Origin of the sequence: Noviherbaspirillum cavernae, from assembly GCF_003590875.1 — a bacterium.
Taxonomy (GTDB): Bacteria; Pseudomonadota; Gammaproteobacteria; order Burkholderiales; family Burkholderiaceae_D; genus Noviherbaspirillum; species Noviherbaspirillum cavernae.
Window position 1 is genome coordinate 3,505,346 of record NZ_QYUN01000002.1, and the last position, 25,899, is coordinate 3,531,244.

The 25,899-nt window shown below is 64.1% G+C and carries 23 protein-coding genes; 16 read left to right on the plus strand and 7 right to left on the minus strand.

What is annotated here, in order from left to right; genetic code table 11:
• Positions 1 to 43 precede the first annotated feature (43 nt).
• Positions 44 to 910, minus strand: a complete 867-nt coding sequence (locus tag D3870_RS16495; protein WP_119742251.1) for a pirin family protein — start codon at positions 908 to 910, stop codon at positions 44 to 46.
• A gap of 120 nt (positions 911 to 1,030) precedes the next feature.
• On the opposite strand from D3870_RS16495, the gene D3870_RS16500 reads away from it, so the two are divergent.
• Both D3870_RS16500 and D3870_RS16505 read left to right on the plus strand, forming a co-directional pair.
• On the plus strand, positions 1,031 to 1,936 hold the full coding sequence (locus D3870_RS16500; RefSeq protein WP_119740777.1) for a LysR family transcriptional regulator: 906 nt from the start codon (positions 1,031 to 1,033) through the stop codon (positions 1,934 to 1,936).
• A gap of 71 nt (positions 1,937 to 2,007) precedes the next feature.
• Positions 2,008 to 2,202, plus strand: coding sequence for an oxidoreductase-like domain-containing protein (locus tag D3870_RS16505; protein WP_119740779.1), 195 nt, complete (start codon positions 2,008 to 2,010; stop codon positions 2,200 to 2,202).
• Between the two features lie 2 nt (positions 2,203 to 2,204).
• On the opposite strand, the gene D3870_RS16510 is transcribed toward D3870_RS16505, so the two are convergent.
• From D3870_RS16510 to D3870_RS16520, 3 genes are all read right to left on the minus strand, one after another.
• On the minus strand, positions 2,205 to 3,203 hold the full coding sequence (locus D3870_RS16510; RefSeq protein WP_119740781.1) for a cyanophycinase: 999 nt from the start codon (positions 3,201 to 3,203) through the stop codon (positions 2,205 to 2,207).
• A gap of 94 nt (positions 3,204 to 3,297) precedes the next feature.
• Positions 3,298 to 4,185, minus strand: coding sequence for an alpha/beta hydrolase (locus D3870_RS16515; protein ID WP_119740783.1), 888 nt, complete (start codon positions 4,183 to 4,185; stop codon positions 3,298 to 3,300).
• 132 nt (positions 4,186 to 4,317) lie between these two features.
• Complete coding sequence (locus D3870_RS16520; RefSeq protein ID WP_119740785.1) at positions 4,318 to 4,884, minus strand: DedA family protein; 567 nt, start codon at positions 4,882 to 4,884, stop codon at positions 4,318 to 4,320.
• Positions 4,885 to 5,277: 393 nt separating this feature from the next.
• Between D3870_RS16520 and D3870_RS22365 the strand changes: the two genes are divergently transcribed.
• Together D3870_RS22365 and D3870_RS16525 are read left to right on the plus strand one after the other, a co-directional pair.
• Positions 5,278 to 5,436, plus strand: coding sequence for a hypothetical protein (locus tag D3870_RS22365; RefSeq protein WP_158590482.1), 159 nt, complete (start codon positions 5,278 to 5,280; stop codon positions 5,434 to 5,436).
• On the plus strand, positions 5,433 to 5,720 hold the full coding sequence (locus D3870_RS16525; RefSeq protein WP_147375807.1) for a hypothetical protein: 288 nt from the start codon (positions 5,433 to 5,435) through the stop codon (positions 5,718 to 5,720). The genes D3870_RS22365 and D3870_RS16525 overlap by 4 nt, the downstream gene beginning before the upstream one ends.
• Positions 5,721 to 5,850: 130 nt before the next feature.
• Here D3870_RS16525 and D3870_RS16530 read toward each other — a convergent pair whose 3' ends face one another.
• The gene (locus tag D3870_RS16530) at positions 5,851 to 7,626 is read right to left on the minus strand and encodes a glycoside hydrolase family 15 protein (protein WP_119740789.1); all 1,776 of its coding nucleotides are present in this window, start codon (positions 7,624 to 7,626) and stop codon (positions 5,851 to 5,853) included.
• Between the two features lie 540 nt (positions 7,627 to 8,166).
• Here D3870_RS16530 and D3870_RS22370 point away from each other — a divergent pair.
• Positions 8,167 to 8,520: a hypothetical protein gene (locus D3870_RS22370; RefSeq protein WP_158590483.1), complete on the plus strand. Its 354-nt coding sequence runs from the start codon at positions 8,167 to 8,169 to the stop codon at positions 8,518 to 8,520.
• Between the two features lie 138 nt (positions 8,521 to 8,658).
• Here the strand turns inward: D3870_RS22370 and D3870_RS16545 are convergent, their stop codons facing one another.
• On the minus strand, positions 8,659 to 9,441 hold the full coding sequence (locus tag D3870_RS16545) for an SDR family NAD(P)-dependent oxidoreductase (protein ID WP_119740794.1): 783 nt from the start codon (positions 9,439 to 9,441) through the stop codon (positions 8,659 to 8,661).
• 210 nt (positions 9,442 to 9,651) lie between these two features.
• Between D3870_RS16545 and D3870_RS16550 the strand changes: the two genes are divergently transcribed.
• The 11 genes from D3870_RS16550 (at position 9,652) to D3870_RS16600 (ending at position 23,992) form a co-directional block, all read left to right on the plus strand.
• Positions 9,652 to 9,861, plus strand: coding sequence for a hypothetical protein (locus tag D3870_RS16550; protein ID WP_119740796.1), 210 nt, complete (start codon positions 9,652 to 9,654; stop codon positions 9,859 to 9,861).
• Between the two features lie 224 nt (positions 9,862 to 10,085).
• Positions 10,086 to 11,183 (plus strand): calcium:cation antiporter, encoded by a 1,098-nt coding sequence (locus tag D3870_RS16555; protein ID WP_119740798.1) that lies wholly within the window; start codon positions 10,086 to 10,088, stop codon positions 11,181 to 11,183.
• A 257-nt stretch (positions 11,184 to 11,440) separates the two neighbouring features.
• The gene (locus tag D3870_RS16560; RefSeq protein WP_119740800.1) at positions 11,441 to 12,394 is read left to right on the plus strand and encodes a S1C family serine protease; all 954 of its coding nucleotides are present in this window, start codon (positions 11,441 to 11,443) and stop codon (positions 12,392 to 12,394) included.
• Between the two features lie 30 nt (positions 12,395 to 12,424).
• A complete protein-coding gene (locus tag D3870_RS16565; protein WP_242490008.1) occupies positions 12,425 to 13,441 on the plus strand; it encodes an AAA family ATPase in 1,017 nt (338 codons plus the stop codon).
• Entirely contained in the window at positions 13,416 to 14,348 is a 933-nt protein-coding gene (locus D3870_RS16570) for a DUF58 domain-containing protein (protein ID WP_119740802.1), read from the plus strand. The genes D3870_RS16565 and D3870_RS16570 overlap by 26 nt, the downstream gene beginning before the upstream one ends.
• Positions 14,348 to 15,406, plus strand: coding sequence for a VWA domain-containing protein (locus D3870_RS16575; protein ID WP_119740804.1), 1,059 nt, complete (start codon positions 14,348 to 14,350; stop codon positions 15,404 to 15,406). Before D3870_RS16570 ends, D3870_RS16575 begins: the two co-directional genes overlap by 1 nt.
• Positions 15,407 to 15,538: 132 nt before the next feature.
• Positions 15,539 to 15,991, plus strand: a complete 453-nt coding sequence (locus D3870_RS16580; RefSeq protein WP_158590484.1) for a DUF2844 domain-containing protein — start codon at positions 15,539 to 15,541, stop codon at positions 15,989 to 15,991.
• Positions 15,975 to 17,216 carry a DUF3443 domain-containing protein gene (locus D3870_RS16585; protein ID WP_119740808.1) on the plus strand — a complete coding sequence of 414 codons (1,242 nt, stop codon included), beginning with the start codon at positions 15,975 to 15,977 and terminating at the stop codon, positions 17,214 to 17,216. The genes D3870_RS16580 and D3870_RS16585 overlap by 17 nt, the downstream gene beginning before the upstream one ends.
• Before the next feature lie 177 nt (positions 17,217 to 17,393).
• Positions 17,394 to 18,122: a glutathione S-transferase gene (locus D3870_RS16590; protein ID WP_119740810.1), complete on the plus strand. Its 729-nt coding sequence runs from the start codon at positions 17,394 to 17,396 to the stop codon at positions 18,120 to 18,122.
• Between the two features lie 628 nt (positions 18,123 to 18,750).
• Positions 18,751 to 22,485: an autotransporter outer membrane beta-barrel domain-containing protein gene (locus tag D3870_RS16595; RefSeq protein ID WP_119740811.1), complete on the plus strand. Its 3,735-nt coding sequence runs from the start codon at positions 18,751 to 18,753 to the stop codon at positions 22,483 to 22,485.
• Positions 22,486 to 22,585: 100 nt separating this feature from the next.
• A complete protein-coding gene (locus tag D3870_RS16600; protein WP_119740813.1) occupies positions 22,586 to 23,992 on the plus strand; it encodes a phenylacetate--CoA ligase family protein in 1,407 nt (468 codons plus the stop codon).
• A 43-nt stretch (positions 23,993 to 24,035) separates the two neighbouring features.
• Here D3870_RS16600 and D3870_RS16605 read toward each other — a convergent pair whose 3' ends face one another.
• Positions 24,036 to 25,727: a tetratricopeptide repeat-containing sulfotransferase family protein gene (locus D3870_RS16605; protein ID WP_119740815.1), complete on the minus strand. Its 1,692-nt coding sequence runs from the start codon at positions 25,725 to 25,727 to the stop codon at positions 24,036 to 24,038.
• Positions 25,728 to 25,899 lie beyond the last annotated feature (172 nt).

Consider the following 25,899-nt stretch of genomic DNA (forward strand, 5'->3'; position numbering starts at 1 on the left):
ATGCCGGCAGAGCGGCACAGCAAGGCGCGAATCTCGATGGCGCTCAGCCTGACATCTGACCGAAGCGGCCGCTGTTGAAATCATCGACCGCCTGCGCGATTTCCTCCCGGCTGTTCATCACGAACGGGCCGTAGCCGACGATCGGTTCGTCGATCGGCTCGCCGGCGAGGAGCAGCACGACGGCGTCGTTGTTGGCCTCGATCGAGAGCGAGGTGCCGGCGCGGTCGAGCACCACCATCTGCGCTTCGCGCGCGACCGCGTCGCCATTGACCAGGATCGTCCCGCGCAGCACGATCAGCGCCGTGTTCCAGCCATCGGGTTGACGCAACTCGCTGAGGCTGCCCTGCTTCAGCCGCATGTCCCACACGTTCATCGGCGTAAAGCTGCGCGCCGGCCCGGCCTTGCCGTCATGGTCGCCGGCAATCACGCGCACCGTGCCGGCATCGTCGGGCAGCGCCACTACCGGAATCTCGCGGTCGAGAATGGCCTGATAGCCGGGCGCGGCCATCTTCTGCTTCGCCGGCAGGTTCACCCACAGCTGCACCATTTCCAGCGTGCCGCCGGATTGCGTGAAGGCGTCGGAATGAAACTCCTCATGCAGAATGCCGCCGCCGGCCGTCATCCACTGCACGTCGCCGGGACCGATCACGCCGCCCTTGCCGGTGGAGTCGCGGTGCGCGACCTCGCCCTTGTAGACGATGGTGACGGTTTCGAAGCCGCGATGCGGATGCTGCCCGACACCGCGCGGACGCTCGCCGCGCTCGAACTCCATCGGCCCGGCGTAATCCAGCAGCAGGAAGGGGCTGAGCTGCTTGCCATGGCTTTGATAGGAAAACATCGAACGCACCGGGAAGCCGTCGCCGACCCAATGCTGGTGCGGGGCGCTGTAGACGCCGAGAACTTTTTTCATGCCCATCTCCTTGTGAAGACCATCACGAACATCGTTCCGGTAGTATGGATTCGAAACGATGAGGCCGGTAGACCGCAAAATTCGGCTTCACTGTCCCACCCATGGAACGATGAGGCCGCCATGCAGGATTTGAACGATCTTTATTACTACGCGCAGGTGGTCGATCACGGCGGCTTCGCGCCTGCCGGGCGGGCGCTGGGCATGCCGAAATCGACATTGAGCCGGCGCATCGCGCTGCTGGAAGAAAGGCTGGGCGTGCGGCTGATCCAGCGTTCCACGCGGCATTTTTCCGTGACCGAAATCGGCCAGACCTATTACGAGCATTGCAAGGCGATGCTGATGGAAGCCGAGGCGGCGCAGGAGGCGATCGAGGTGACGCAGGCCGAACCGCGCGGCATCGTGCGCATGACTTGCCCGATTGCCTTGCTGCACGCCAATGTCGGCGCGATGCTGGCCGATTTCATGGCCGCCCATCCGCGCGTGACGGTGCATCTGGAAGCGACCAACCGCCGCGTCGATCCGGTCAGCGAGGCGATCGACGTTGCGCTCCGCGTGCGTCCGCCGCCGCTGCAGGACAGCGAGCTGGTCATGCGCGTGCTGGCCGATCGCGGCCAGTGCCTGCTCGCCAGCCCCGCGCTGCTGGCGCGGCATCCCGCACCGCATGCGCCGGCCGATCTGGCCGACTGGCCCAGCCTTGCGCTGGGCACACCGCAGCAAAGCCATTTGTGGAGCCTGTTCGGACCGGACGGCGCGCATGCCGCCATCCATCACACGCCACGCTTCGTCACCGGCGACATGATTGCGCTGATCCATGCCGCGTTGGCCGGCGTCGGCGTGGTGCAGCTGCCGACGATGTTCATTCGCCCGCAGCTGGCGCAGGGATCGCTGGTGCCCCTGCTGCCGGAGTGGGCGCCGCGACGCGAGATCGTCCACGCGGTGTTTCCGTCGCGGCGCGGGCTGCTGCCTTCTGTGCGCAGCCTGATCGAGTATCTGGCGCAGCGCTTCGCCGCGCTCGACGAGGATTAAACGACGCAACGGCGCGACAAATCGCGCACGCGGGCGCACAATGAACGCCATCCCCGACCAACGTTTCTGCCATGCCCGACCTCCCGCGCGACGATCTCCGCCCTGTTCCGCCCGCACCGCCGGATGACGACGCCTGCTGCCACAGCGGATGCAACCCGTGTGTCTTCGACATGTACGCGGAGGAGCTGGAACTGTATCGCGAGGAATTGCGCGTCTGGGAGGAGCGCCGCAAGCAGGACGGCAAGGGCGACCGCCGTTCCCGCTGAAATCAGAGCTGCGGCAGCATCGGCAGAAGTTCGTGGAGCGCGGGCTGCGCGGGCTGCGCGCGATGCGCCTCGGGCAGCACCAGCGCGCCGCGCTCCCCAGCCGCGTTGGCCGCAAGCCGGTAGGACGCGCCTTGCGGCAGCCAGTGCACCTGCATCTCTGGCAGTTGCAGCAGCTGGTCGGGCTCAAACCCCTCGAGCGGCTGCGGCAGGCGGCGCGCATCCACCAGCGTCACGCCACCCGCGCCGAGCACCTCGAAGCCGTGCCCCTTGCTGATCACGAGCGCGGTGTCTTCATCGACGCCGATGCCGAGCAGCCGCGGGTTCCTGGCCACCGCCGCCAGCAGCCGCGCGAGGCGTCGCCGCTGCGAGAAGTGCTGGTCGATGATCGCCCCCTCCAGCAGGCCCATGCCGTCGCTCACGCCGCGCCCGGCAAGCATGTGGCGCGACATCGCCGCCGCGCCCGCGCTGGTGCCGGCGATGCATGCGCCGCGCGCCAGATAGGCGTAGCGGATCGCCTTCTCGATCTCGGTGCCGCCGATCAGCGACACGAGCCGACGCTGGTCGCCGCCGCCGATGAAGACGCCGTCCGACTGCACGATCTGCGCCGCCAGTGCCGGATCGTTGCAATCGTCGGGCGTGTTGATCGCGAGGTACACGCGCCGCCGCACGCCGATCTCGGTCAGCACCTGATCGTAGCGGCCCCAGGCGAAGTCGGGAAAGGCGCTGGCGGCGGTCAGCACCGCGATCTGCGGATCGTCGCGCCCGGTCAGTTCGACGAAACGGCGCAGGATGAGCTTGTCGCCGGTGCGATCCTCCGCGCCGCCGATGATGACGAGGCGACCCTGCCTGTGCTGCGGCGATGCAGACGGCGGCGCGGAGGGCGGCACTGAGGGTGGCACGATACGCACCGCCTCCTGGTGCGTCACCGCAGCCGCGTGCGCCGCCAGCCGCCAGCACCCGAGCGCGCCGATCCCCGCAATCAGAATGTTTCTTCGTTTCATTGATCCTTCCTTGTGCGCCTGCAGTGTCCGTGCATGCCGTGCATTGTCGCAGAGGCCGCTCGCGGGCGCGATTCGCCGGGAAGAAAGGAAAGGCTCAAGCCGGTGCCGCGATCGCCGGGCCGATCACCGTGCTCTTCGCTTCGTCGACGACGATGAAGCGGCCGCGCAGAAAGTTCGCAATGCACTGCTGCGTCGCCGGCAGGTAGGGAATATTGCAATGATCCGAAGCGGGCACGGTCTGATCGATCACCTCCGCGCCCAGTTGCGACACCAGCAGATCGGTATGCAGATGCGGCACCACGTCATCGGACTCGGCGCGCAGCACGAGCGTGGGTGCCGACACGTGCCGCGCATACTTCACCGACTCGAAGCGGTGCCTGAGCACCAGCGCCACCGGCAGCGAACGGAAGCGACGCTTCGCGAGCGCGAGAACCGAGTCGTACGGCGTGATCAGGGCGAGCGCAGAGACCGGTCGATGCGCCGCCACCTGCAGCGCCACGCCGGAACCGAGGCTGCGCCCGACCACCGCCACGCGCGCCGGATCGACGCGCCGGTGGCCCGCCAGCCAGTCGAACAGCATCCTGCCGTCCTCGATCATCTGGCGCTCGCCCGGGTTGCCGTGCGAGTCGCCGTAGCCGCGATAATTCATCACCAGCACCGCCATGCCGGGAAACATCGCCGCCGCATCGCGTGCGACCCACGACACCTCCTCCGAGCGGCCGCCGAAGTAAATCACCGCCGGGTGCCTGCCCAGCGCCACGGGTACCAGCAGCCACCCGCACAGACGCGTGCCATCGGCGCTGCGCAGCACGACCGGGCGCGTCCGATGCCCGGTGCTGCGCGGCCGTTCCACCACCTTGGTGCGAATGGGATCGAAAATGAGTTTGTGCTGCGAGGCGGCGATCGCTGCAAGTGCGCCAAGCCATGCGGTACCGGCAAGGCCGGCAATGCCTGAAAGCAGGCGTTTGGTTCGAATATTCATGAATCCGTGCAGGTGAATCGATACGGATTCAGTTTAGCCACACGGTAACTAGCGGCCTTGCGCTGGGACAGGAGTGAAAGCGAATGTTTTCGTCGGTGGCGAAGACGCAACAGCGCCCCGTGAATCGGCATCTCATCGCTCCGCGCGCGTTGCCCTCGCGCGAAGCAGCAACAGCAGCGACAAGGACACGGCCAGCAGCAGCCCGCCCGCAAGCCACAACTCGTGGGTGCTCGCCTCTGCCAGCAGGCGCATGATCGCGCGTCCAAAGAAGTAGCCGGCACAGCCGATGAGCGTTGCCCACGCCAGCGCGCTGATGAAGTCGAGGACGAGGAATCGGTACGGCGATACGCCGCTCATGCCGATGGCGATCAGACCGGCAGTGCGCAGGCCGTACAGGAAGCGGATCGAGAGAATGAGCGGAACCTGATGGCGGCGGAGCAGCTTGTTGACATGTTCGGCACGCGTTTGCACCGAGGGGAACCGGCTCAGGAGTGCGGAGCCGTAGTGGCGGCCGGCATGGAAGCACGCCTGATCGGCCATGAAACCCGCGATCGCGGCAACCATGATCACGTACGGCAGCGTCAGATGGCCGCGCGCTGCGGCCACTCCGCCCATGAGCAGCACCGCCTCTCCTTCGACAAACATGCCTAGCGCGATCGCCGCATATCCGTATTGTCCTACCCAGCCTGCAACATCCATTGCAAAATCCTTTCGTTCAGTGGAGATAGAACAGGAATCTGTGCAAAAGTTGCCGTGCATCTGCCAGGGCGATGCCGCGGCTGCAGCCGTGGTCAGGCGTGCCATGAGCGCTAGTGTCCTGAGTTTGAAGTTCGTTGCAAATAAAAGTGATGAAATCGCGACGAGACAAGGAAAAAAGCGCAGCAAGGCCGAGGCCTTGCGAGCATTTTTGACGCCGTATCGGTGCGATTCTCGTCATCTTTTATGCAGCGAATTTCGAATTCAGGACACCAGGATCATTTGCTACACCAACAACGCCGTACGGTCTTTTATTTGCCGCAACAAACCCCAAGTTTGCAGACGCAGGGTAAGCTACCATCTCCCGCAAGACTTCTGCCACGCAAAGGAATGTCAATGAAGCAAGCGAAGGGTTTCACGATTGTTCAAACCATGGTGATTCTGTTTGTTGCCGGCATCATCGGCTGGTTCGCGGTCGATGCCATCATCGACAAGCGCTGCGAAACCGAGCCGTCGGGGGCGATGTGCGCGGACCGTGCGCCGGCCTCGAAATGAGCGCACGATACAGATACGGATACGGCCGGCCTGCAATGCCGCCGGTGGTGGCAACGATGCTTGAAAACTGGACATCCTTCTTCATCAAACCCAGATATGCGCAACCGCCGCAGGATGGCTGGTATGAAACCAGTACCGACGCGTTTGCGACGACGCTCGTGCTGTACTGGCGCGGCGTGGAATGGGTGGCATCCCCCGACAGCCCGCAAGGGAAGGAGCATATTCGCCAGGACCGGCAGTGGCGCGTGTTGCCGGAGGGACCGGCAACAGAATCGCCGTCGTGAACTGGCGTGTTGATGCACCTGTTGCTCCCTGCCTCCCGGCAATCCGAAGCCGCCTCAATGCGCAGTGCCCTCCGCAGCGTAGAGCGGCGCGCATCACCTCGCTGCCGCTGCATGTCGCGCCAGCTGCAATTCATCCGTTCCCCGCTGCCCTTGCATCTGCCCCGTTGCCGGAACCGGTGAGCGCATTCCTGTAATCGATCACGGCGCCGATGAAGGCGGCATGCACGAAGGTCTGCGGAAAATTCCCCAGCATCCTGCCGCTTCCCGCATCGGCTTCCTCGGCGAAAAATCCGAGATCGTTGGCATACTTCAATGCGGTTTCCAGCAGCATGCGCGCCCGCGGCAAGTCCTTGCGCATCACCCAGTACTGCGCGACCCAGATGGTGCCGGCCAGGAACGCTCCTTCCTTGCGCGCATCGAATTCCTCCAGGTGTCTGCGATAGAGACGTCCGTCCGAATGGTCGCGTTCCAGCACGCGCATGGTCGCCAGCATTTCCGGCGCATCGGCAGCCGTGTAGCCCCACACCGGGAACAGCGCGGCGGATACATCGACCGCTTCGCCGCCGGCCACTGCGGCATATGCGCCTTCGGCATTGAGGCAATGCGCGGCGACATGATCGTGGATCTCGCCTGCCGCATCGCGCCAGCGCCGCGCCTGCGCATCGTTGTCGGCATGCTCGGCCAGATAGCGCAGCGCGCATGAGGTGATGACCTTGCCGGCCGTGTACTGGCGGAGGTCATGCTCTTCCCAGATGCCGTTGTCCTCCTGCCGCCAATGGGCGGCGAGGAAATCGGCAAGCTGCCTGACCGTGTCCCAGTGCTCGCGTGTGCCGTAGCGGTCGTAGATCAGTTTCGCGGCGAGCAGCACGTTGGCGAATCCATCCAGTTGCATCTGGTCGTTTGCATTGTTGCCGATGCGGACCGGACGGCTGCCGAGATAGCCGCCAAGCGGCAATTCGACTTCGTCCGGCGCGGGCTGATAATCGAGCGACACGAAAGGCGGCAGCAGCGGCTTGCGCGCATCCTCCTGTTTCGAGCCGCAGATGAATTCGAGGAACTGCCGTGCAGCGCCGCCCTGGCTGCCGGCACGCACCAGCGCGCTCATGATCATGCCGGTGTCGCGCAGCCACACGTAGCGGTAGTCGTAGTTGCGATGCCCGCCCGGCACCTCCGGCAGCGAAGTCGTGGCCGCCGCGATGATGCCGCCATTGGGCGCATAGGTCATCAGGCGCAATGCGCGCAGCGATTGCGCGACTTCCGTTTCGAACGGGCCCGCGTATGCGGTCTCGGACGCAATGTCGCGCCATTGATCGAGCGTGACGTTCAGCCAGCGCCGCACATCCGCTTCTCGCGGTCTTGCCATCGATGCATTCGCCAGCACGGCCCAGCCTTCCTCCCCCGCCGGCAGCTCGAAACGGATCGCGCCATCTTCGATGACAAGCGGATGCGAGGCGTGCAGGCAGTATCGCCCGTCGATGCGCACGCCCTCCTCATGCGGCTGCAGATCGGCCGTGCCCCTCGCATAATCCGGCGCGGGCTTCAGCACGATGGCGATCCGTTGCGGCGCAGAGGAAAACAGCCGGCAAACTCCGTCCGGCACGGCGGCGCCGAGCGGCATCCAGTCCGTTATCGTGCATTCGCCGCCTTGCATGCGCAAACGCGTTTCCAGCACCCCGCTGTGTTCGAGATAACGCCGGCTGCCCTTGATGCTGCCCTTGATTGCGGACGACGGCTCGACCGTCCATGCGCCGCCCTTGTCCTCATCCAGCAGCGCCGCCAGCAGGGAAGGATGGTCGAAGCGCTCTGGGCAGTACCAGACGATGGAGGCATTGCGCGTCACAACGGCACATGTCTTGCGATCGCCGATGAGGGCGAGATCGCGGATGTCAGGTTGAAGCGTCGACATGAGAATCCTTTGGGAGCGTAGTGCGAGCGCATTGCGCTACGGGTCAGGCCGCTGCCTCTGAAACAGTATCAGCGCCCCTCCGCATTAGTCCATGCGTTATCCCGTTCGGTAGCTAGCGTATCCATGGCGAACTTTCCCGTGTTGAATATTGAATCTCGCTTGATCCGTCTTTCGTCGAGGTGTTGTCATTCTTGATGGACACGCTGCCCATATTCAAGTCGAAATCGAAATACGCAAACGGGTGAATCGAGAATGCCAAGGAGATGGCCCCGGCTGACGCGATGGAAACATCCCGCATGTGGTGCCGCAATACACATGCCAGACGGTAGGCGCGAGACAGACCGGAGACAGACCTGATTCAACGCACTGTTGCGCGCATGGTCAGTTCAAAAAGTTCATGAATCAGAAGCAGATGGGAGATGCATCAAGTCCCGGGCCAATTTCTCGCCGATGTGGGGCGAGGTTTTCCAGGTTCGCATTGCTCATCACGGACTGCTCATCATACTGGAGTCATCGTTTCATCAATTTAAGGAGTCTTCCATGAAGTTTCGCTCTCTCTTGATTGCCGCGTTGGCACTACCGATGGGTATTGCATCTGCTCAAACAACAAGCACCCCCGATCCGTTCGTCCCGCTGACTTCCAGCGCCGGCAGCACAGGCGCAAACGGATCGGCAGCCGGCAGCTCGACATGGTTTATCGATACCACCAATAAACTCGTGGTCCTGTGCGCGCAGAGCGCCAGCTCGGGCACGACGGCACCTCCAGCCTTTACCTGCACTGCGCAGGCAGCGCCCACCTCAGCAAGTACCGGCACCACAGGCACTGGAACCGGAGCCACCGGCACCACACCCGCAGCGAGCAGCGCGGCCGGAATCAATCCTCTGGGACGCTGAATACGGATAGCAAGCTTGCCGGATCTGGTTGACCGGCATTTCGTGCCCGCACCGCGAAGCCGTGCGGGCATTTTCATTTCTGGCGCGGATCATGTTCGTTGTGGCGAATGCATTTTCCTGCGCAAGCTCTGATGATGTTCACGCGCCCTGCCCCTGGAACAGCATCAGCGCCCCATCCACCACCAGCGTCGTGCCGTGAATGTAGCGCGCCTCATCGGAGGCGAGGAACACGGCGGCATAGGCGATTTCCTCTGGCTGCGCGGCGCGCTTCATCGGGATCGACTGCACCTGCTCCTCGAGCACCTTGGGGTCGTCTATCGCTTCCTGATTCATCGGCGTGAGCACCATGCCCGGCGCGATGTTGTTGACGTTGATGTTCTTCTCGGCGAGTTCAAGCGCAAGCGTGGTCGTCAGATTGCGCAAGCCACCCTTGGAAGCGTCGTAGCCCGATGCGCCGGCACGCGGAATCTCCTGATGCACGCTCGTGATATTGAGAATCGTGCCGTGCCTGCCGCTGCCTTCGATGCCACGGATGAATTCGCGGCAGCAGTAGAAGGGGCCGTACAGGTTGGTGCGCAATGCGTTGTCCCATTCCTCGTCCGTCATGTCGCTGACCGGCTTGCCCAGGGCATCGATGCCGGCGGCGTTGACGAGGATGGTGACGGTCCCCAGGGTTTTCTTCATGTCGCCGAACAGGCGGGCGACGCTGGCGGAATCGCGCTGATCGAGCTGAAAGACCGCCGCCTTGCGTCCGGCTGCCTCGACCTGCCGCGCCGTATCCTCCGCGCCCTGCTTGTCATGGAAATAGGTCAGGGCGACATCCGCGCCTTCCTTCGCGAACGCGATGGCGGTGGCTTTTCCTATGCCCGAATCCGACCCTGTCACGAATGCGATCTCGCCCTGCAATCTTTGCCTGTCCATACTCGATTCTCCTGCTCAATGCGCACCTGCCATCCACATCTTCCTGTCGGTACGCGGAAACTTCGCATTCGCTTTCATGCACCAAGAGTTGTTGTGATCGGCTCGTGATAATGAGGTTCCATTTTCTGTGCAGCGGAAATGACGGTCCGGAAACGACTGCCGCTCGCAAAGATGCCTGTGCCATTTCCTTTTGCAAGAAGGACACGCGACATGAAAAATCAACAGCCTCCCCCGCCCAAACCGCAACCGGAGGAAATTCCGCGCAAGCCGCAACCGGAAGTTCCACCGCCGCAACGACCGGAACCGGAAATCGAACCGCCGACGCCGCCCGAACCGAAGATTCCGCAACTGCCGCCGGAGATCACGCCAGGCATACCGACGGTGCCGGAAATCATTCCCGATCCATCGCCACGGGAATGACGGGCGCCACGTTTGCAGATGCGTTCGGCACCGATCTGCATTTCGGGCGCGGCACGGTGAGCGGGTTTGGCGGGGCGGAGACCAAAGGGCGGGAGGTGCGGAGAGCTGTGATTGTCGCGACGCGCTCAACGAAGCCGTGTTGATATTTGTGGTGAACGACGTTGTCAAACGCGTTCATGATAATGAGAACGCACATAGAACGGACCAACAAGACGAGAGGGCCGATGCTTGCAAGCTGGATACGATTGGCATTTGCCTGGACCACGGTTGCCGTGTTTTTCATCTTCGGCGGCGACTGGCTGGCCGACCTCTCTTCCACGCCCAAATCGCTGGCGCTGTTTGCCTGGCTGTTCGTCATCATCCTGTGGTGCGTTTTCGGGGTCGTGAAAGAAGCGGATCATCTTGCCGAGATGCTCGGCGAGCCGCTTGGCACGCTGGTGCTGACCTTGTCGGTGGTCATCATCGAAGTGGTGCTGATCGGCGCGGTCATGCTGGATGCCAAGGAATCGCCGACGGTCGGACGCGACACCATGTTCGCGGTCCTGATGATCATCCTCAATGGCGTCGTCGGACTGGTATTGTTGCTGGGCGGATTGAAGCATGTGGAACAGTCGTACAACCTGCAGGGAGCATCGGCCTATCTCGCATTGATCCTGCCCTTGTCTTTCATCGCGCTCATTCTTCCGAATTTCACGCAATCGACCGCCGACGGCAGCCTCACGCGCACGCAGGCATTCTTTTTCTCACTGTTTACCGTCACGCTTTACGGCATCTTTCTCGTGATCCAGACCGGACGCCATCGCGGCTTTTTCATCGAACCGGGTCAGGAAGAAGTCGCTGCCCATGCCGCGCCTGTCACGCATTCGCGCGGCGAAGTGATGCGGCATGTCGCTCTCCTCGTCGTCACGATATTGCCGATCGTGCTGCTCTCCAAACAGCTTGCCAAGCTGGTCGATCACAGCATTGCCGTGCTCGGCGCGCCGCCGGTTCTGGGCGGCGTCCTCATCGCCATCATCATCTTCACACCGGAAGGACTCAGCGCCCTGCGCGCGGCGCTGGATAACCAGCTGCAACGCGCGACCAATCTCTGTCTCGGCGCAGCCGCATCGACCATCGGCCTGACCGTTCCCGCCGTGCTCGGTATCGGCCTTCTCACCGGCAAGCCCGTGGTGCTCGGGCTTGACCAGGCCGGCATGGCGCTGCTGGCACTCACGCTGCTGCTCAGCACGATCACCTTTTCCGGCACGCGCACGACGCTGCTCGAAGGGGCAGTGCATCTGGTCGTGTTCATGGTGTATATCGTGCTGATCTTCAGTCCCTGATCCGCATGCAACGGCATTGTTGCGCGGCAAAGGTGTGCTCGAGTTGTCGAATGACAGTTGTCGAGGAGTACGGCCGATGCACGCAACAGCGTATTTACATTCCTGCCTTCCTCCGTTTTGCGGTACGACAAGGCCCCGCGCAGTGTCGCGTGTTAGAACGATGAGACAGGGGCATCATGGCTGTGCTATCGATCAGAAGATGTGGTGTTCGGTGGCGGCTGTCGTGAACTGCTTGCGAACCAGTCGATCCAACGCCCATGAAGAAAGTAACGCTCTACAGCAAGTCCGCGCATTCGCGCGCGCAGCCGGATGCGCCTGCGAAGGAGACTCCGGCGCAATCCGGCGGCAGCGGTCGCGCGCATGCCGGCGCAACCAGTGTCGCGTCGCCTTCCGTCGCCGCGCGGCCATCACGGCTGCGGCGTTTCATCAGCCGCCACGAGCGCCTGCTGCTGGTGCTGTCGTCCGTGCTGCTGTCCCTGCTCCTGTTCAGCGCCTGGAACGCCAGCCAGGCGCCGGCGCGCAAGATCACGCAAAAGGATATCGACGCGGCGGTGCTGCACACGCTCGACAAGAACGTGCTGCCGTCACCGGAGACAAAGGCCTACGATGCGATCCGGCCGTCGGTGGTGCGCGTGCGCCAGCTCGGCAAGATGCCGGAAAAGGATGCGGAAGTGGTGCGCGGCGTCGGCACCGGCGTGGTGGTGGTGGACAAGGGCGTGATCCTGACCAACCTGCATGTGGTGGCGGGCGCGGATCGCGTGCAGGTGGTGTTCTCCAATGGCCTCGTTTCCGAGGCGAATGTGGTCGGCTTGCAGCCGGAAAACGATCTTGCCGTATTGCAGGCAAAAACCATCCCCGACGATTTGATACCGGCGACGCTGAAATCGACGGGCGATCTGGCTCTCGGCGAAAAGGTGATCGCGGTCGGATTTCCGTTCGGCATCGGCCCCTCGGTGTCGTCGGGCGTCATCTCCGGCCTGACGCGCGAATACCAGTCGCCGGAAGGCCAGCGTCTGCTGACCAACCTGATCCAGTTCGACGCCGCGGCCAATCCCGGCAACTCGGGCGGCCCGCTGGTGACGATGGATGGCTCGGTGGTCGGCATCGTCACCGCGATCCTCAATCCCACGACCGAGGATTTTTTCATCGGCATCGGTTTTGCCGTTCCCATCGAAAACGCGGCATCGGCGGTCGGCACGTCGCCTTTCTAGCCTATCCAGCCGCTCCAACCGGACCAGCCCATGAATGACAGAGACACAGGCCGCACCGACGTATCGCTCCAGATGGAGCACATCCTCTACGAAGTGAAAAAGGTCGTGGTCGGCCAGGACCACTTTCTCGAGCGCGTGCTGGTGGCGATCCTGGCGCAGGGCCACCTGCTGGTCGAAGGCGTGCCCGGCCTGGCGAAGACGCTGACCATCAAGACGCTGGCGCGCACCATCCGCGGCACCTTCCATCGCGTGCAGTTCACGCCCGACCTGGTGCCGGCCGATCTGGTGGGCACGCGCATCTACAACCAGAAGACCGGCGAATTCAACACCTCGTTCGGCCCGGTCTTCACCAACCTGCTGCTGGCCGACGAGATCAACCGCGCCCCGGCCAAGGTGCAGAGCGCGCTGCTGGAAGTGATGCAGGAGTACCAGGTCACGATCGCCGGCGAGAGCCATCCCGTGCCCGCGCCCTTCCTCGTGATGGCGACACAGAATCCGATCGAGACCGAAGGCACCTATCCCTTGCCGGAAGCGCAGGTGGACCGCTTCATGATGAAGGTGCTGGTCGGCTATCCGAGCGAGGAGGAAGAGTTCGTCATCGTCAATCGCGTCACCGGCCCGGCGTCGGCGGTGACGGCGGTGACCACCACCGACCAGCTGGCGGACCTGCAGCGCATCTGCCGCTCCGGCTATGTCGATCCCTCGCTGGTGCAGTACGCGGTGCGGCTGGTGGCGGCCACGCGCGACCCGGCGCGCTACGGCGTATCCAACATGGCGCAGTACCTGACCTACGGCGCCAGCCCGCGCGCCACCATCCATCTGGTCGAAGGCGCGCGCGCGCTGGCCTTTCTGCGCGGGCGCAGCTATGTGTTGCCGGAGGACATGACCGATATCGCGCCCGACGTGCTGCGGCATCGGCTGTCGCTGTCCTACGAAGCCCTGTCCGAGGGCATGACGCCGGACCATCTGATCCGCCGCCTGATGAAGCACATTCCGGCCCCTGAAAAGCCGCTCGATACCCATGTCAAAGTTGACGCCAACACCTGAAGCCATCCTGCGCCGGCTGGAATGGACGGTGATCCATCGGCTTGACGGCCTGCTGCACGGTGACTACCACACGCTGTTTCGCGGCGCGGGGGTCGATCTGGCCGACCTGCGCGAATACGAATACCAGGACGATGTGCGCCACATCGACTGGAACGTCACCGCGCGCATGCAGACGCCCTACGTGCGCGTGTACAACGAGGATCGCGACATCACCGCATGGTTCCTGCTCGACCTTTCCCCGTCGGTGGATTTCGGCTCGCAGGACGTGAAGAAGAGCGGCATCTCGACCGAGCTGGTGACGGTGCTGGCGCGCATGTTGAGCCAGCACGGCAACCGCGTCGGCGCCATCATGTACGGCGGCAAGGTCGATGCGGTGATCCCGGCGCGCTGCGGCCGCCGGCAGGTGCTGCACATCCTGCACCGCATGCTGACGCGGCCCGCACTGCCGCAGTCCGACGCGACCAATCTGACCGTGCTGCTGCGCAGTGCGATGCAGATCATTCCGCGCCGCTCGATGGTGTTCGTGGTGTCGGACTTCATCAGCCGGCCCGGCTGGGTCAAACCGCTGGCATACCTTGCCCGGCGTCATGAGATCGTCGCGGTGCGGCTGTACGACCGGTTGGAAATGGAACTGCCCGATCTCGGCCTGCTGGTGATCCAGGATGCCGAAACCGGTGAGCAGGTCTTCGTCGATACGCACGACCGCACGTTCCGCGACCGCTTCTCGGCCAGCGCCGCGCGGCGCGAACAGGAGTTGCGCGACGCCTTCCGTCATGCCGGCGTGGATGCGCTGGAACTGGCGACCGACGACGACCTGATGGACGCGATCCTGCGTTTTGCCGACCTGCGCAAGCGGCGCAGCCGGCTGGCGGCCGGCGGCACGCTGCCGCATCACCTGGAGCAATGATGGGATTTCTGTGGCCGCAATTGCTCGCCTTGCTGATCCTGGTGCCGCTGCTGGTGGCGGGATACATCCTGCTGCAGCGCCGCCGGAAGAAGTTCGCGCTGCGCTATGCCAGCCTGAATATCGTGCGCGAGGCGATGGGCCCGGGCCAGCGCTGGCGGCGGCACATTCCGCCGCTGCTGTTCCTGCTGTCGCTGACCCTCTTGATCGTCGCCATCGCGCGGCCGGTGACGGTGGTCACGCTGCCTTCGCAGCACGACACGGTGATCCTCGCCATCGACGTCTCCGGCAGCATGCGCGCGCACGACGTCGAGCCCAACCGCATCGAGGCCGCGCTGACGGCGGTGCGCAAGTTCGTCGCGGAAACGCCGCGCACCACCCGCATCGGCATCGTCTCGTTCGCCGGCACCGCGTCGGTCGCGCAGGCGCCGACGCTCAACCGCGAAGACATCCTGGCCGCGCTCGACCGCTTCCAATTGCAGCGCGCAACGGCGGTCGGCAGCGGCATCCTGGTATCGCTCAAGCTGATCTTCCCCGACATCGAGTTCGACCTCGAATCGTCCAACCCGCGCCCCAACCGCAACGGCCGCGACCCCATGCGCGGCACGCCATTCGCCGATCCGCCCCGGCCGCAGGAGCAGGACTTCAAGCCGGTGCCGCCCGGCTCGTACAACTCGGCCGCGATCATCCTGCTGACCGACGGCCAGGCCACCACCGGCCCCGATCCGGTCGAGTCGGCGAAGATGGCCGCCGAACGCGGCGTGCGCGTGTTCACGGTCGGCATCGGCACGGTCGACGGCGAAATCCTCGGCGTGGAAGGCTGGTCGATGCGCGTGCGGCTGGACGAGGAATCGCTCAAGCGCATCGCGCAGGTCACCAATGCCGAATATTTCTACGCAGGCACGGCCACCGATCTCGCCAAGGTCTACAAGACCCTGAACTCGAAGCTCGTGCTGGAAACGAAGGAAACCGAAATCACCGCCCTGTTCGCCGCCATCGCCGCCTTCTTCGCCTTGCTGGCGGGTCTGCTTTCCATGCTGTGGTTCAACCGGGTGTTGTGAGCGGGTGTTGTGAGCGGGTGTGTTGATCGAGACTTGCAACCCGGCACCATGGTTTGCGCAAGATTCAAAGGCAGAACTATTCCTGGCGGATTGCGATCTATTGATATCCCGTCCTCGATCACCTCTGGCCGCATGGAACTCCGACGCCTGCTTCTGCTTGCCTTGAATTCGTCCCTGCTGGCGTCGCCGCTGCCGGCGCTCGCCGCGCTGGGCGGCCCGCCGGAAACCTCGCAGGCGTCGCGACCGGTGTTTGCCGCCAACGTCGCCAGCACCGTCACGCCCTTCACCATGCATGAGAGCCTGATGCCGTCGGGCACTGTGGTGCGCGAATACGTCGCTGCTGGCGGGATCGTGTTTGCGGTGTCATGGGAAGGCCCGGTGCAGCCCGACCTGCGCCAGTTCCTCGGCCCCTATTTCCAGCAGTATCTGCAGGCCGCCTCCGTCAGCCGCACCGGACGCGGCAGTCTGACGGTGAACCGGCCCGGACTCGTGGCGCAATCGGTCGGCCGCATGCGGGCGTTTTCGGGCAAGGCATGGGTGCCGCAATTCGTACCGCAAGGGGTGAGCGTTGAACAATTGCAATAGGAAGCTGCCATGGCTTGCGCGCTGGCATGTGCTGCTGCTCGCCTGCGTGCTGGCGCTGGCCGCGTGCGGCGGCGATGACGACGACGATTCGGCTTCCGGCAACGGCGGCTCAACCGGCGGTTCGAGCACGGTTGCGGCCAATGCGGTGAGCATCGCGATCGGCGGCGGACCGGCGAACAATATCAACCTGCCGCTCGTCAGCGTCACCATCTGCGCGCCCAACAGCAGCAGGGATTGCCAGACCATCGACAACATGCTGGTCGATACCGGCTCGTCCGGCGTGCGCGTGTATGCCTCCGTGCTCGCGCCGTCGATTCCGCTGCCGCAGGAATTGCTGGCCGACGGCAGCGCGCTGGTCGAATGCGCGCAGTTCGCCGATGGCAATACCTGGGGGCCGGTCATGCGCGCGGATATCAAGATGGCGAGCCAGCTCGCGACCGCGATCCCGATCCAGGTCATCGCCGATACGCGCTTTCCCGCCGTGCCGACGGAGTGCGTCAACAGCGGCGAGATTCTCGATACCGTGCGCTCCTTCGGCGCGAACGGGGTGCTGGGCATCGGCGTGTTCCAGGAGGATTGCGGCATCGCGTGCGCGCTCACGATCGGCCACGGCATTTACTTCAGCTGCACGACCGCGACCTGCCGCACGGTGGCCGCGCCCATGGCGCAGCAGGTGCAGAATCCGGTCGCCTTCTTCGCCACCGACAACAACGGCGTCGCGATCACGCTGCCGGCCGTCCCCGCCGAGGGCGCAGCCAACGTGACCGGTCTGCTGGTGTTCGGCATCGGCACGCAATCGAACAATGCGCTGGGCAGCGCGACCGTATTGACGGTCGATCCCGACACCGGCCTGTTCACCACGATCTACAAGGGCAATGCGCTGCGCCGCAGCTTCATCGACAGCGGCTCGAACGGCTTGTTCTTCCCCGAGAGCACGATTCCCGCATGCACTTCGGGCTTCTATTGTCCACCCGCAACGCTGTCGCTGACGGCCACGCATCAAGGCCTCAACGGTGTGCAGCGCGAGATCCCGTTCACCGTGGCCAATGCCGATGTCCTGATCAAGAACAATCCGGGCGCGCGGGCCTACGGCAACCTCGGCGGACCGGGCCTGAGCGTCGACATGTTCGACTGGGGCCTGCCCTTCTATTTCGGCCGCACGGTGTTTACCGCCATCGAGGGACGCGCCACGCCGGGCGGCGTCGGGCCTTACTACGCGTATTAGTGTCCTGAATTCGAAATTCGCTGCATAAAAGACGACGAGAATCGCACCGATACCGCGTCAAAAATGCTCGCAAGGCCTCGGCCTTGCTGCGCTTTTTTCCTTGTCTCGTCGCGATTTCATCACTTTTATTTGCAACGAACGTCAAACTCAGGACACTAGCCCGCATCGGCGCGCGCCATGATCTACGAACTCTATTACTGGCCGACGATCCAGGGCCGCGGCGAATTCGTGCGCCTCTCGCTCGAAGAGGCGGCGGCCGATTATGTCGATGTCGCGCGGCAGCCGGCACGGCAGGGCATGGGGACGCCGGCGCTCCTGCGCGCGCTGGAGGACGGGGCACTGGCGCAGCCTGCGTTCGCGCCGCCGTTTCTGAAGGCGGGCAAACTGGTGATCGGCCAGACCGCGAATATCCTGCAGTTTCTCGGCCCGCGCCACGGGCTCGCGCCGCGTGCCGAGGCGGGCCGCCTGTGGACGCACCAGCTGCAGCTGACGATCGCCGACCTGGTCGCGGAAGCGCACGATACGCATCATCCGATCGCCAGCAATCTCTATTACGAGGAGCAGAAGGCGGCGGCCAGGCAGCGCGCCGCCGATTTCACGCGGCATCGCATGCCGAAGTATCTCGGCTATTTCGAGCAGATTCTGGAACGTAATCCGCGCCGTGGCGGCTACCTTGCCGGCGGCAGATTGTCCTATGCGGACCTGTCCCTGTTCCAGATGGTGGAAGGTTTGCGCTACGCCTTTCCGCGCGCGATGGCGCGACTGGAATCCGGGCATCCGCGCCTGATCGCGCTGCACGACCGGATTGCCGCGCGCCCGCGCATCGCCGCCTACCTCTCTTCTTCGCGACGCCTGCCATTCAGCGAGGAAGGCATTTTCCGGCACTACCCCGAGCTGGATACCTGATGGGCGGGGCGCCGCGCTCCGCATCTCTCCCTCAAGCCCGTCCTTCCCGCTGCGCCAGCCGATCCCTGCGCCGCAGCGCGACAACTGTTGCGCCAATGTGATTAATTTTTGAATGTTGCGCGTCTGACATTTAACCCCGACAGAGGGATGGCTATAGTTGCGTCATGGAAATTAGTTACGAAATGTAACGACCCTTCCAGATTAAAACCAAGCCCTCGGAATTCGTCCGGATCGAAGCACCGCAGCTCTGCAACCGGCCGTCAGCGACACGAGGGCAATCGACTCACAGGCAACAAGAACCAACGAAGATGTCAGTTGCATCATTCAATACCCGCAAGAAACCGCTTGTCATCGCCGCTTGCCGCGACATGCATTACCGGCGTCCTGCCTCTTGTCTTGCGCGCTTATCCGACTGTTTTTGTCAGGTATCGCTCAGATTCGCTCAATTCCACACGGCAACTTTTCGGTATTTTGCGGATTGTTAACGCTCAGGAAATTTTTCACGGGTTCCCTTGACCCGCAGAAAACAATTCTCGAACGGCAACTTCTCTCAAGCACGCACATTTTCGTATCAACCAGGTTCAACCAGGCAATTCATTTTTCAACAAGCAAACAAGCATCCAGGAACATGACAATCGCACTCAACACTCGCAAAAAGCAGCTCGCCATTCTGGTATCCGCAGCCTGCATCACGATGGGCAGCGCATCGGCATTCGCCGCAACCTGCCCGGCACAGGGCAACGGCAACGGCAGCACGACAAACAACCTCACCACCATCCACGGCAACGTCGTCGATACCTGCACGCTGGCAGCGGGCGAGAGCATCTGGCTCACGTCCACCGGCGGACTGATCGATGGCGGCGAAGGCGGTCCGATCGGCATTGCGGTCGGCAGCGGCACCACGGCCGGCTCCATCAAGAACGACGGCACCATCGACAAGAGACAGAACATCCTGGTTGAGGGCACGCTGACCGGCGGCATCGAGAACACCGGCACCATCTACGCGGATGCAGCGTATTACGACGCGGTGAAGCTCGATCAAGGGATCGTGGGCGGAGACATCACCAACAGCGGCCAGATCACCAACACAGCCGGCGCGGGCATTGCCCTCATCAACGGCTCGCAAGTCAATGCCATTGTCAATACCGACACGGGCCTGATCATGTCGTCCAGCCTCGGCATCCTGGTCGAGGATTCGACAGTCACCGGCACCATCTTCAACCAGGGCACCATCACCGGCTCGGAAGGCGTAGGCGGCGGCATTGCGGTCCTCGGCGCCAGCACGATCGGCGGCATCGTCAATTCCGGCACGATCAATGCGGCGGCGTCGTCTTATGGCGGTCCCATCGGCACCGGCGACGGCATCCTGATCGATTCCACCGCCGCCGCATTACAGCCATACACCCTGCCAAGCCCGGCCATTGTGAACGGCAATATCATCAACGCGGTGGACGCACAAATCGATGCGCAGAATGACGGCATCAGGGTCAACGGCGCGCAGGTCAACGGCAGCATCAGCAATGCCGGCACCATCGACGCCGGGGCTTACGGCATCCGCGTCGGAGGCAGCACGGTCACGGCCGGCATCAGCAATACCGGCCAGATTTTCAATGAAGACGGCGGCATTCGGGTTGATGACAGCACCGTCAACGGCGGCATCCGCAACGGCGGCACCATCACCAACAACAATGACGGCAAAGGCATCGCCGTCCGCAACGGCTCGACCGTCACCGGCGGCATTCTCAATGACGTCGGCGCCCGCATCGATTCCAGCGCGGAAGGAATCTATGTCAGCAGCTCGACCATCACCGGCGGCATCACCAACGCCGGCACCATCGACGGCGCGGAAGGCTGGGGCATCGGCGTCTCCAGCAGCACCATCAACGGCGACATTCTCAACAGCGGAACCATCACGACCGCAGCGGAATATGGCGGCGCGATCTGGGTGGATAGCGGCTCGACCATCACCGGCAGCATCATCAACAGCGGCACCATCACCGGCGCGCAAGGCATCGCCATCGATGTCTACGACAGCACCATCAACGGCGATATCCGCAACAGCGGAACCATCACGACCAACGGATACGGCGGCGCGATCGTGGTGGAGGGCGGCGCTGTCATCACCGGCAACATCGTCAACAGCGCCACCATCAAGAACACCGGCATCGGTGTGCACGTCAAAGAGGCGAGCGTCGGCGGCATCCGCAATTCCGGCACCATCGAAGCCATCAACGGCGGCATCCTCGTGGAATATGGCGGCAGCATCCAGAACGGCATCGTCAACGAAGCCGGCGGCAGGATTACTTCGAACGCCTTCGGGATCGTGATCGGTGGCGGAACGGTCAGTGGCGGCATCACCAACGCCGGCACGATCGACGGCGTGGAAGGCGGCGGCGGCATTGCCGCTATCGAAAGCACCATCAACGGCAACATCAGCAACAGCGGCACCATCCACGCCGGTTTTGACAGTGCTAACGTGCCGTTCGGCGCACTCAGCCTGCTTGTCTCGACCCTCAACGGCAGCGTCGTCAACAGCGGCACCATCTCGGCGCCGAACGGCACGGCGCTCACGATCTACGCCAGCATCATCACCGGCAGCATCGACAACAGCGGCACCATCAGCGGCCTGAAGGCAATCGAGATCGTCGAGCCGTTCGCCCCCGTCACCATCAACAACAGCGGTACCCTGGCCGGCGACGTCCTGCTGGCCAACGGCACCCTGAACCTGAACGGCAGCAACGGCCGCGTCACCGGCACGGTGCAAGGCGTCGGTTCGACCGTCAACGTCAACGGCAGCTTCGCCTCGCAGAACAGCTTCGACGTCGGCGCGTTCAACGTCGCCAGCGGCGGCACCTTCCAGGGTGCGCACAACGTCAAGACCGCCAACGGCTTCAACAACCAGGGCACGGTGTCCGTCGCCGCCGCCAATCCGTTCACCGTGACCGGCGACTACACGCAAGCCGCCGGCGCGACCTACCGGATGGAGGCGCTGTCCCCGACCGCATACGGACAGATGAGCGTCAGCGGCACGGCGACGCTGGCAGCCGATACCGGCATCGACGTGCGCGTTGCCCGGCTCGCACCGCTGGTGCCGAACGGCATACTGGCCGGCGTCATCAAGGCCGGCACGCTCAATGCCTCGACCTTCAAGGTGACCGACGACAGCGCGCTGTTCAACTTCGAGGGCGTCGTCAACGGCAACAATGTCGACCTGAACGTGCGTCAGGCCACGACGGTCCACGCCAATACCGTGAACAACGGCAACTTCGTGGGCGGCGGCGCGGCAATGGTGTTCGACTCGCTGATCGCCAATCCGAACGGCGTCGGCAGCGACATGGGCGCCGTGATTTCCGCCCTCGGCCAACTGTCGACCGGCGGAGAAGTATCCGATGCGGTCAGGCAGACCCTGCCACTGATGACCGGCGCGGCAGCCTCGGCCACCACCTCCACCGTCAACCTGACCGGCCGCATCGTGCAGGCGCGCCAGGAAGCCAACCTCGGCCTGTCGTCGGGTGACGGCTTCATCACCGAGAAACAGGTCTGGCTCAGGCCGTTCGGCTCGTGGGCCAAGCAAGGCGATCGCGAAGGCGTCACCGGCTTCGACGCCAGCACCGGCGGACTGGTGATCGGCGCCGACGGCGTGCTGTCCGCGACCGACCGGCTGGGCGCGGCGTTCGCCTATGCCCATACGCGGGTGAACGGCAACGACAGCGTGGCTGCGCAATCGGCCAGGATCGACAGCTACCAGGCCGTGGTGTACGGCAGCCACAGCATCGACGAGCGCACCGACCTGAGCTGGCAGGCTGACGCCGGCGTCAACCAAACCGACGGCGAACGCAGCATCAACTTCGGCGGCCTGAACCGGAAGGCATCGAGCAGCTACGGCGGCTGGAGCGCGCACGTCGGCGCGGGCATCGGCCGGATCTTCAACCTGAATCCGGTGACCAACGTGGTGCCCTCGATCCGGCTCGACTACACGACCGTGAAGAACCGCAGCTATACCGAAACCGGTGCGGACGCCTTGAACCTGCAAGTCGCCTCGCAGCGCGCGGAAGAGCTGATCATCGCGGCGGAGGGCAAGCTGTCCTACGCGATGGCGCAGGACACGACCTTCGTGGCGAACCTGGGTGTCGGCTACGACATGCTGGCCAAGCGCGCGCAGATCACCTCGACCTTCGTCGGCGGCGGCGCGGCGTTCGCCACCGCCGGCCTCGACCCGTCGCCATGGATCGTGCGCGGCGGCGCGGGCGTGGTGCTGCACCGGCAGAACGGTCTGGAAGTGACTGCTCGCTACGATGCCGAAGCGAACCGCACGTCCTTCACCAACCAGACCGTGTCGCTGAAGGTGCGCAAGTCGTTCTAAACATGTGGCGGCGCGCGGTTCTTGAAGGAACCGCGCAACCGCTACAATATGCAGTACTGGCGGCCGCTGATGCGGCCGCTTTTTTTATCGGGCCGGCGAAATGTCACAATTACCAGACCGGAATCATCGGAATGATTCCGCCCCCTCTCTCCTGAACATCCGCAGCGACATGCCGGGCATCGTCTGGCCGCCGCTCGCCGGCGGCATGCCGGCGTCGCTGCTGGCCCTGATGCATCAGCTGGAGGCGAGCCAGTGGCTCGCCCCGGAGCAGCTGGCGGCGGGACAGTCCCGCCAGCTGGCCGCGCTGACCCGGCATGCCGCCGCGCACTCGGCGTCGTTCCGCACGCGCATGGCAACGGCCGGACTCGGCCTCGACGAGCTTCGCACGCCCGCCGGGCTGGCCGCCTTGCCGATCCTGCGCCGGCGCGAAATCCAGTCGGAGCGGCACCAGCTGCTGTGCGACAGTGTGCCGCCCGCGCACCTGCCGCTGCACGAAACAAGCTCGTCCGGCTCGACCGGAGAGCCGGTGGCGGTGACGCGCACCGCCATCAACCAGCTGTTCTGGCTCGCCTTCACCCTGCGCGAGCACCTGTGGCACCAGCGCGACTTCAGCGGGACGCTGGCCGTCATTCGCGCCAGCCTGCCCTCCGCGCAGCCGATCACGCAGGCCGACTGGGGCGCGCCGGTCTCGCTGTTCTTCCCCAGCGGCCCGGCGCATGCCATGCGGACCAGTACCGACGTGGGCGCGCAACTGGACTGGCTGCTGCGCATCGATCCGCAGTATCTGCTGGTCTATCCCAGCAATCTGGCCGCGCTGCTCGATGAGTGTGAAGCGCGCAACATCACCCTCCCCGGTCTCCGGCAGATCCGCAGCTTCGGCGAAAATCTCGCGCCCGCGATCCGCCAGCGCGCAATGGACGTACTGAACGTCGCCATCGCCGACACCTACAGCTCGCAGGAGCTGGGCGTCATCGCGATCCAGTGCCCCGCCAGCGGGCTGTATCACGCGATGGCGGAAGGCTATGTCGTGGAAGTCCTCGACGAGCAAGGCAGGTCATGCCAGCCTGGCGAAATCGGCCGCCTCGTCGTCACCGACCTGCACAATTTCGCGACGCCCCTGATCCGCTACGACACCGGCGACTATGCGCAGGCGTCGGCGCCATGCCCCTGCGGCCGGTGCCTGCCGACCATCGAGCGCGTCGCCGGACGCGAACGCAACATGGTGGTGGTGAACGGCTCGCGCCGCTGGCCGCTGTTCGGCTTCGATCACTTTCTCGAGATTGCGCCGATTGCGCAGTACCAGCTGGTGCAGCAGAGCGCCGAGCTGATCGAGGTCAGGCTGGTGTGTTCGGAGTCGCTCACCGCCGATCAGGAGCAGCGCCTCGCCGACCTGATCCGCGAGTCGCTCGGCCACCCCTTCACGATCCGCTTCACGCTCTTCCCGGAGCGCATCCCTGCAAGCACATCAGGCAAGTTCGAGGAATTCATCTGCATGGTGAAGCCGTGAGCCGCAACGCGGCCCGCGGCGTCCGTGCATCGATGTGCGGGACCTAGTCGCGCACCAGCTCCAGCAAGGGCGCGAGATGCGCGCCGAAGCGCTTCCAGCGCGCCACCGATGTTTGATAGATCGGCTTGCGCACCTGCGCCACGCTGGCGGTTTTGACATGCCGTTTGTTCTTGTGAAAATCCAGGCAGCTCTCGTTCCACGGCAGGCCGACGAACTCCAGCATGCGCCGCGATTGTCCCTCCATGTCGGCCACCATCTGCTCGTAATGCAGATCGAGTATGGTCCCCGCCGGCAGCACCGCATGCCAATGCCGCATCAGGTCCATGTAGCGCAGGTAATACCGCCCCAGCGTGCGCAGGTCGTAGGCGAAATCCATGCGGTCGCTGAACAGCCGCGAGTAGCAGGAAAAGCACGAATCCATCGGATCGCGCATCGCATGGATGATTTTCGCGTTCGGCAGCATCTGGTGAATCATCCCGATCAGGAAAAAATTTCCCGGCATCTTGTCGGTGATGAACGCCTTGTCCGGCGCCAGGCGCCACACGCGCTCCCGATAGGCTTCGCCCAGCGCGGCGAATTCCTGCGCCGACAGATTCGCGCACCAGGCGGTGAACGGCTGCCCGGCCACCGCTTGCGGCACCTGATGGATCACATCGCTGAGATCCTTCAATTCGCCCGCGCCGAACAAGTCCGGATGACTGGCGAATATCTGCTCGATCAGCGACGTGCCGGAGCGCGGCATGCCGAGGATGAACACGGGCGTGCGGCCCTTGCTGTCGCCGGCCTCGATGCGCGGTCGCTGCTCGAAGAAACGGCGGTCGAACGTCGCCTTGATACTGACGCACAAGGCATCCGCCCACGCCTCGTCGTACGGATGCAGGCCCGCCTGCAAGCGGTTGCCCCGCGCGTAGGCGGCAAACGCCCGGTCATGGTCGCCCACATCCTCGTGCGCCTTTCCGAGCGCAAAATGGAAACGGATGCGGGCCTCCAGCGGCAAGGATTCCGCCACGTCGGCCAGCGTTTCCAGCATGATGTAGTGCGGATCGCTGACGCTGTACGTCTTCAGCGTGGACAGGTTGAAATGCGCTTCGGCAAAGCCGTGGCGCGCCGCGATCGCCGCATTGAAGCACTCGCACGCGTCCTCCAGCCTGCCCTGTCCGCTGTACAGCGCCCCCAGATTGTTCTGCGCTTCCGCATGGCGCGGATTGAGCGCCACCGCCTTCGCATACGCATCTTCCGCAGCCGCCTTGTCGCCCATCAGGTCCAGCGCCGAACCCAGGTTGTTCCACGCCGGCCCGTGCTCCGGGCCGAGCGCCAGCGCGCGGCGATAGCCGGCCGCCGCCTCCGCGTAATGCTTGCCATCGGCCAGCGCCAATGCCAGGTTGTAGTGTGCATCGACATTGTCCGGCAGCAGTTGCGCCGCCCGCCGGCCCGCCGCAGCGGCATCGTCCAGCCGCCCCAGCCGCCGGCACATTTCACCGAAATCGCGGTGATAGATTCCGACCGTCCCATCCAGCGCAATCGCCCGCGCGGTCAAGTCCGCCGCCAGCGGCAGGCGGCCGAAGCGGCATGCCAGCAATGCCAGCGCGTGATACGCCGGATGGCAGTCCGGCGCGGCTGCCAGCAATTGTCGGTACAGCGCTTCCGCCGCTGCCGACTCGCCCGCGGCATCAAGGCGGGCAGCCTCACGCATGGCCTGCGGCACAGTCATGCCGGATGGTTGTCGGGTTGTCATGCGAGGGGTGTCTTGTCGTGAAAAGTACGGTTGAGGTTTGACTCAAGGAGCTGCGGGATTGTAGCGGGATTGACGGCGCGCTGCGTCTGCCCACCCGGCTGCGAGGCACTGGCATGCCCCTCCTCAAGGCAAAAGGGGAGGGCTTGTTCAAGCCCTCCCCTTCCGAACCTTC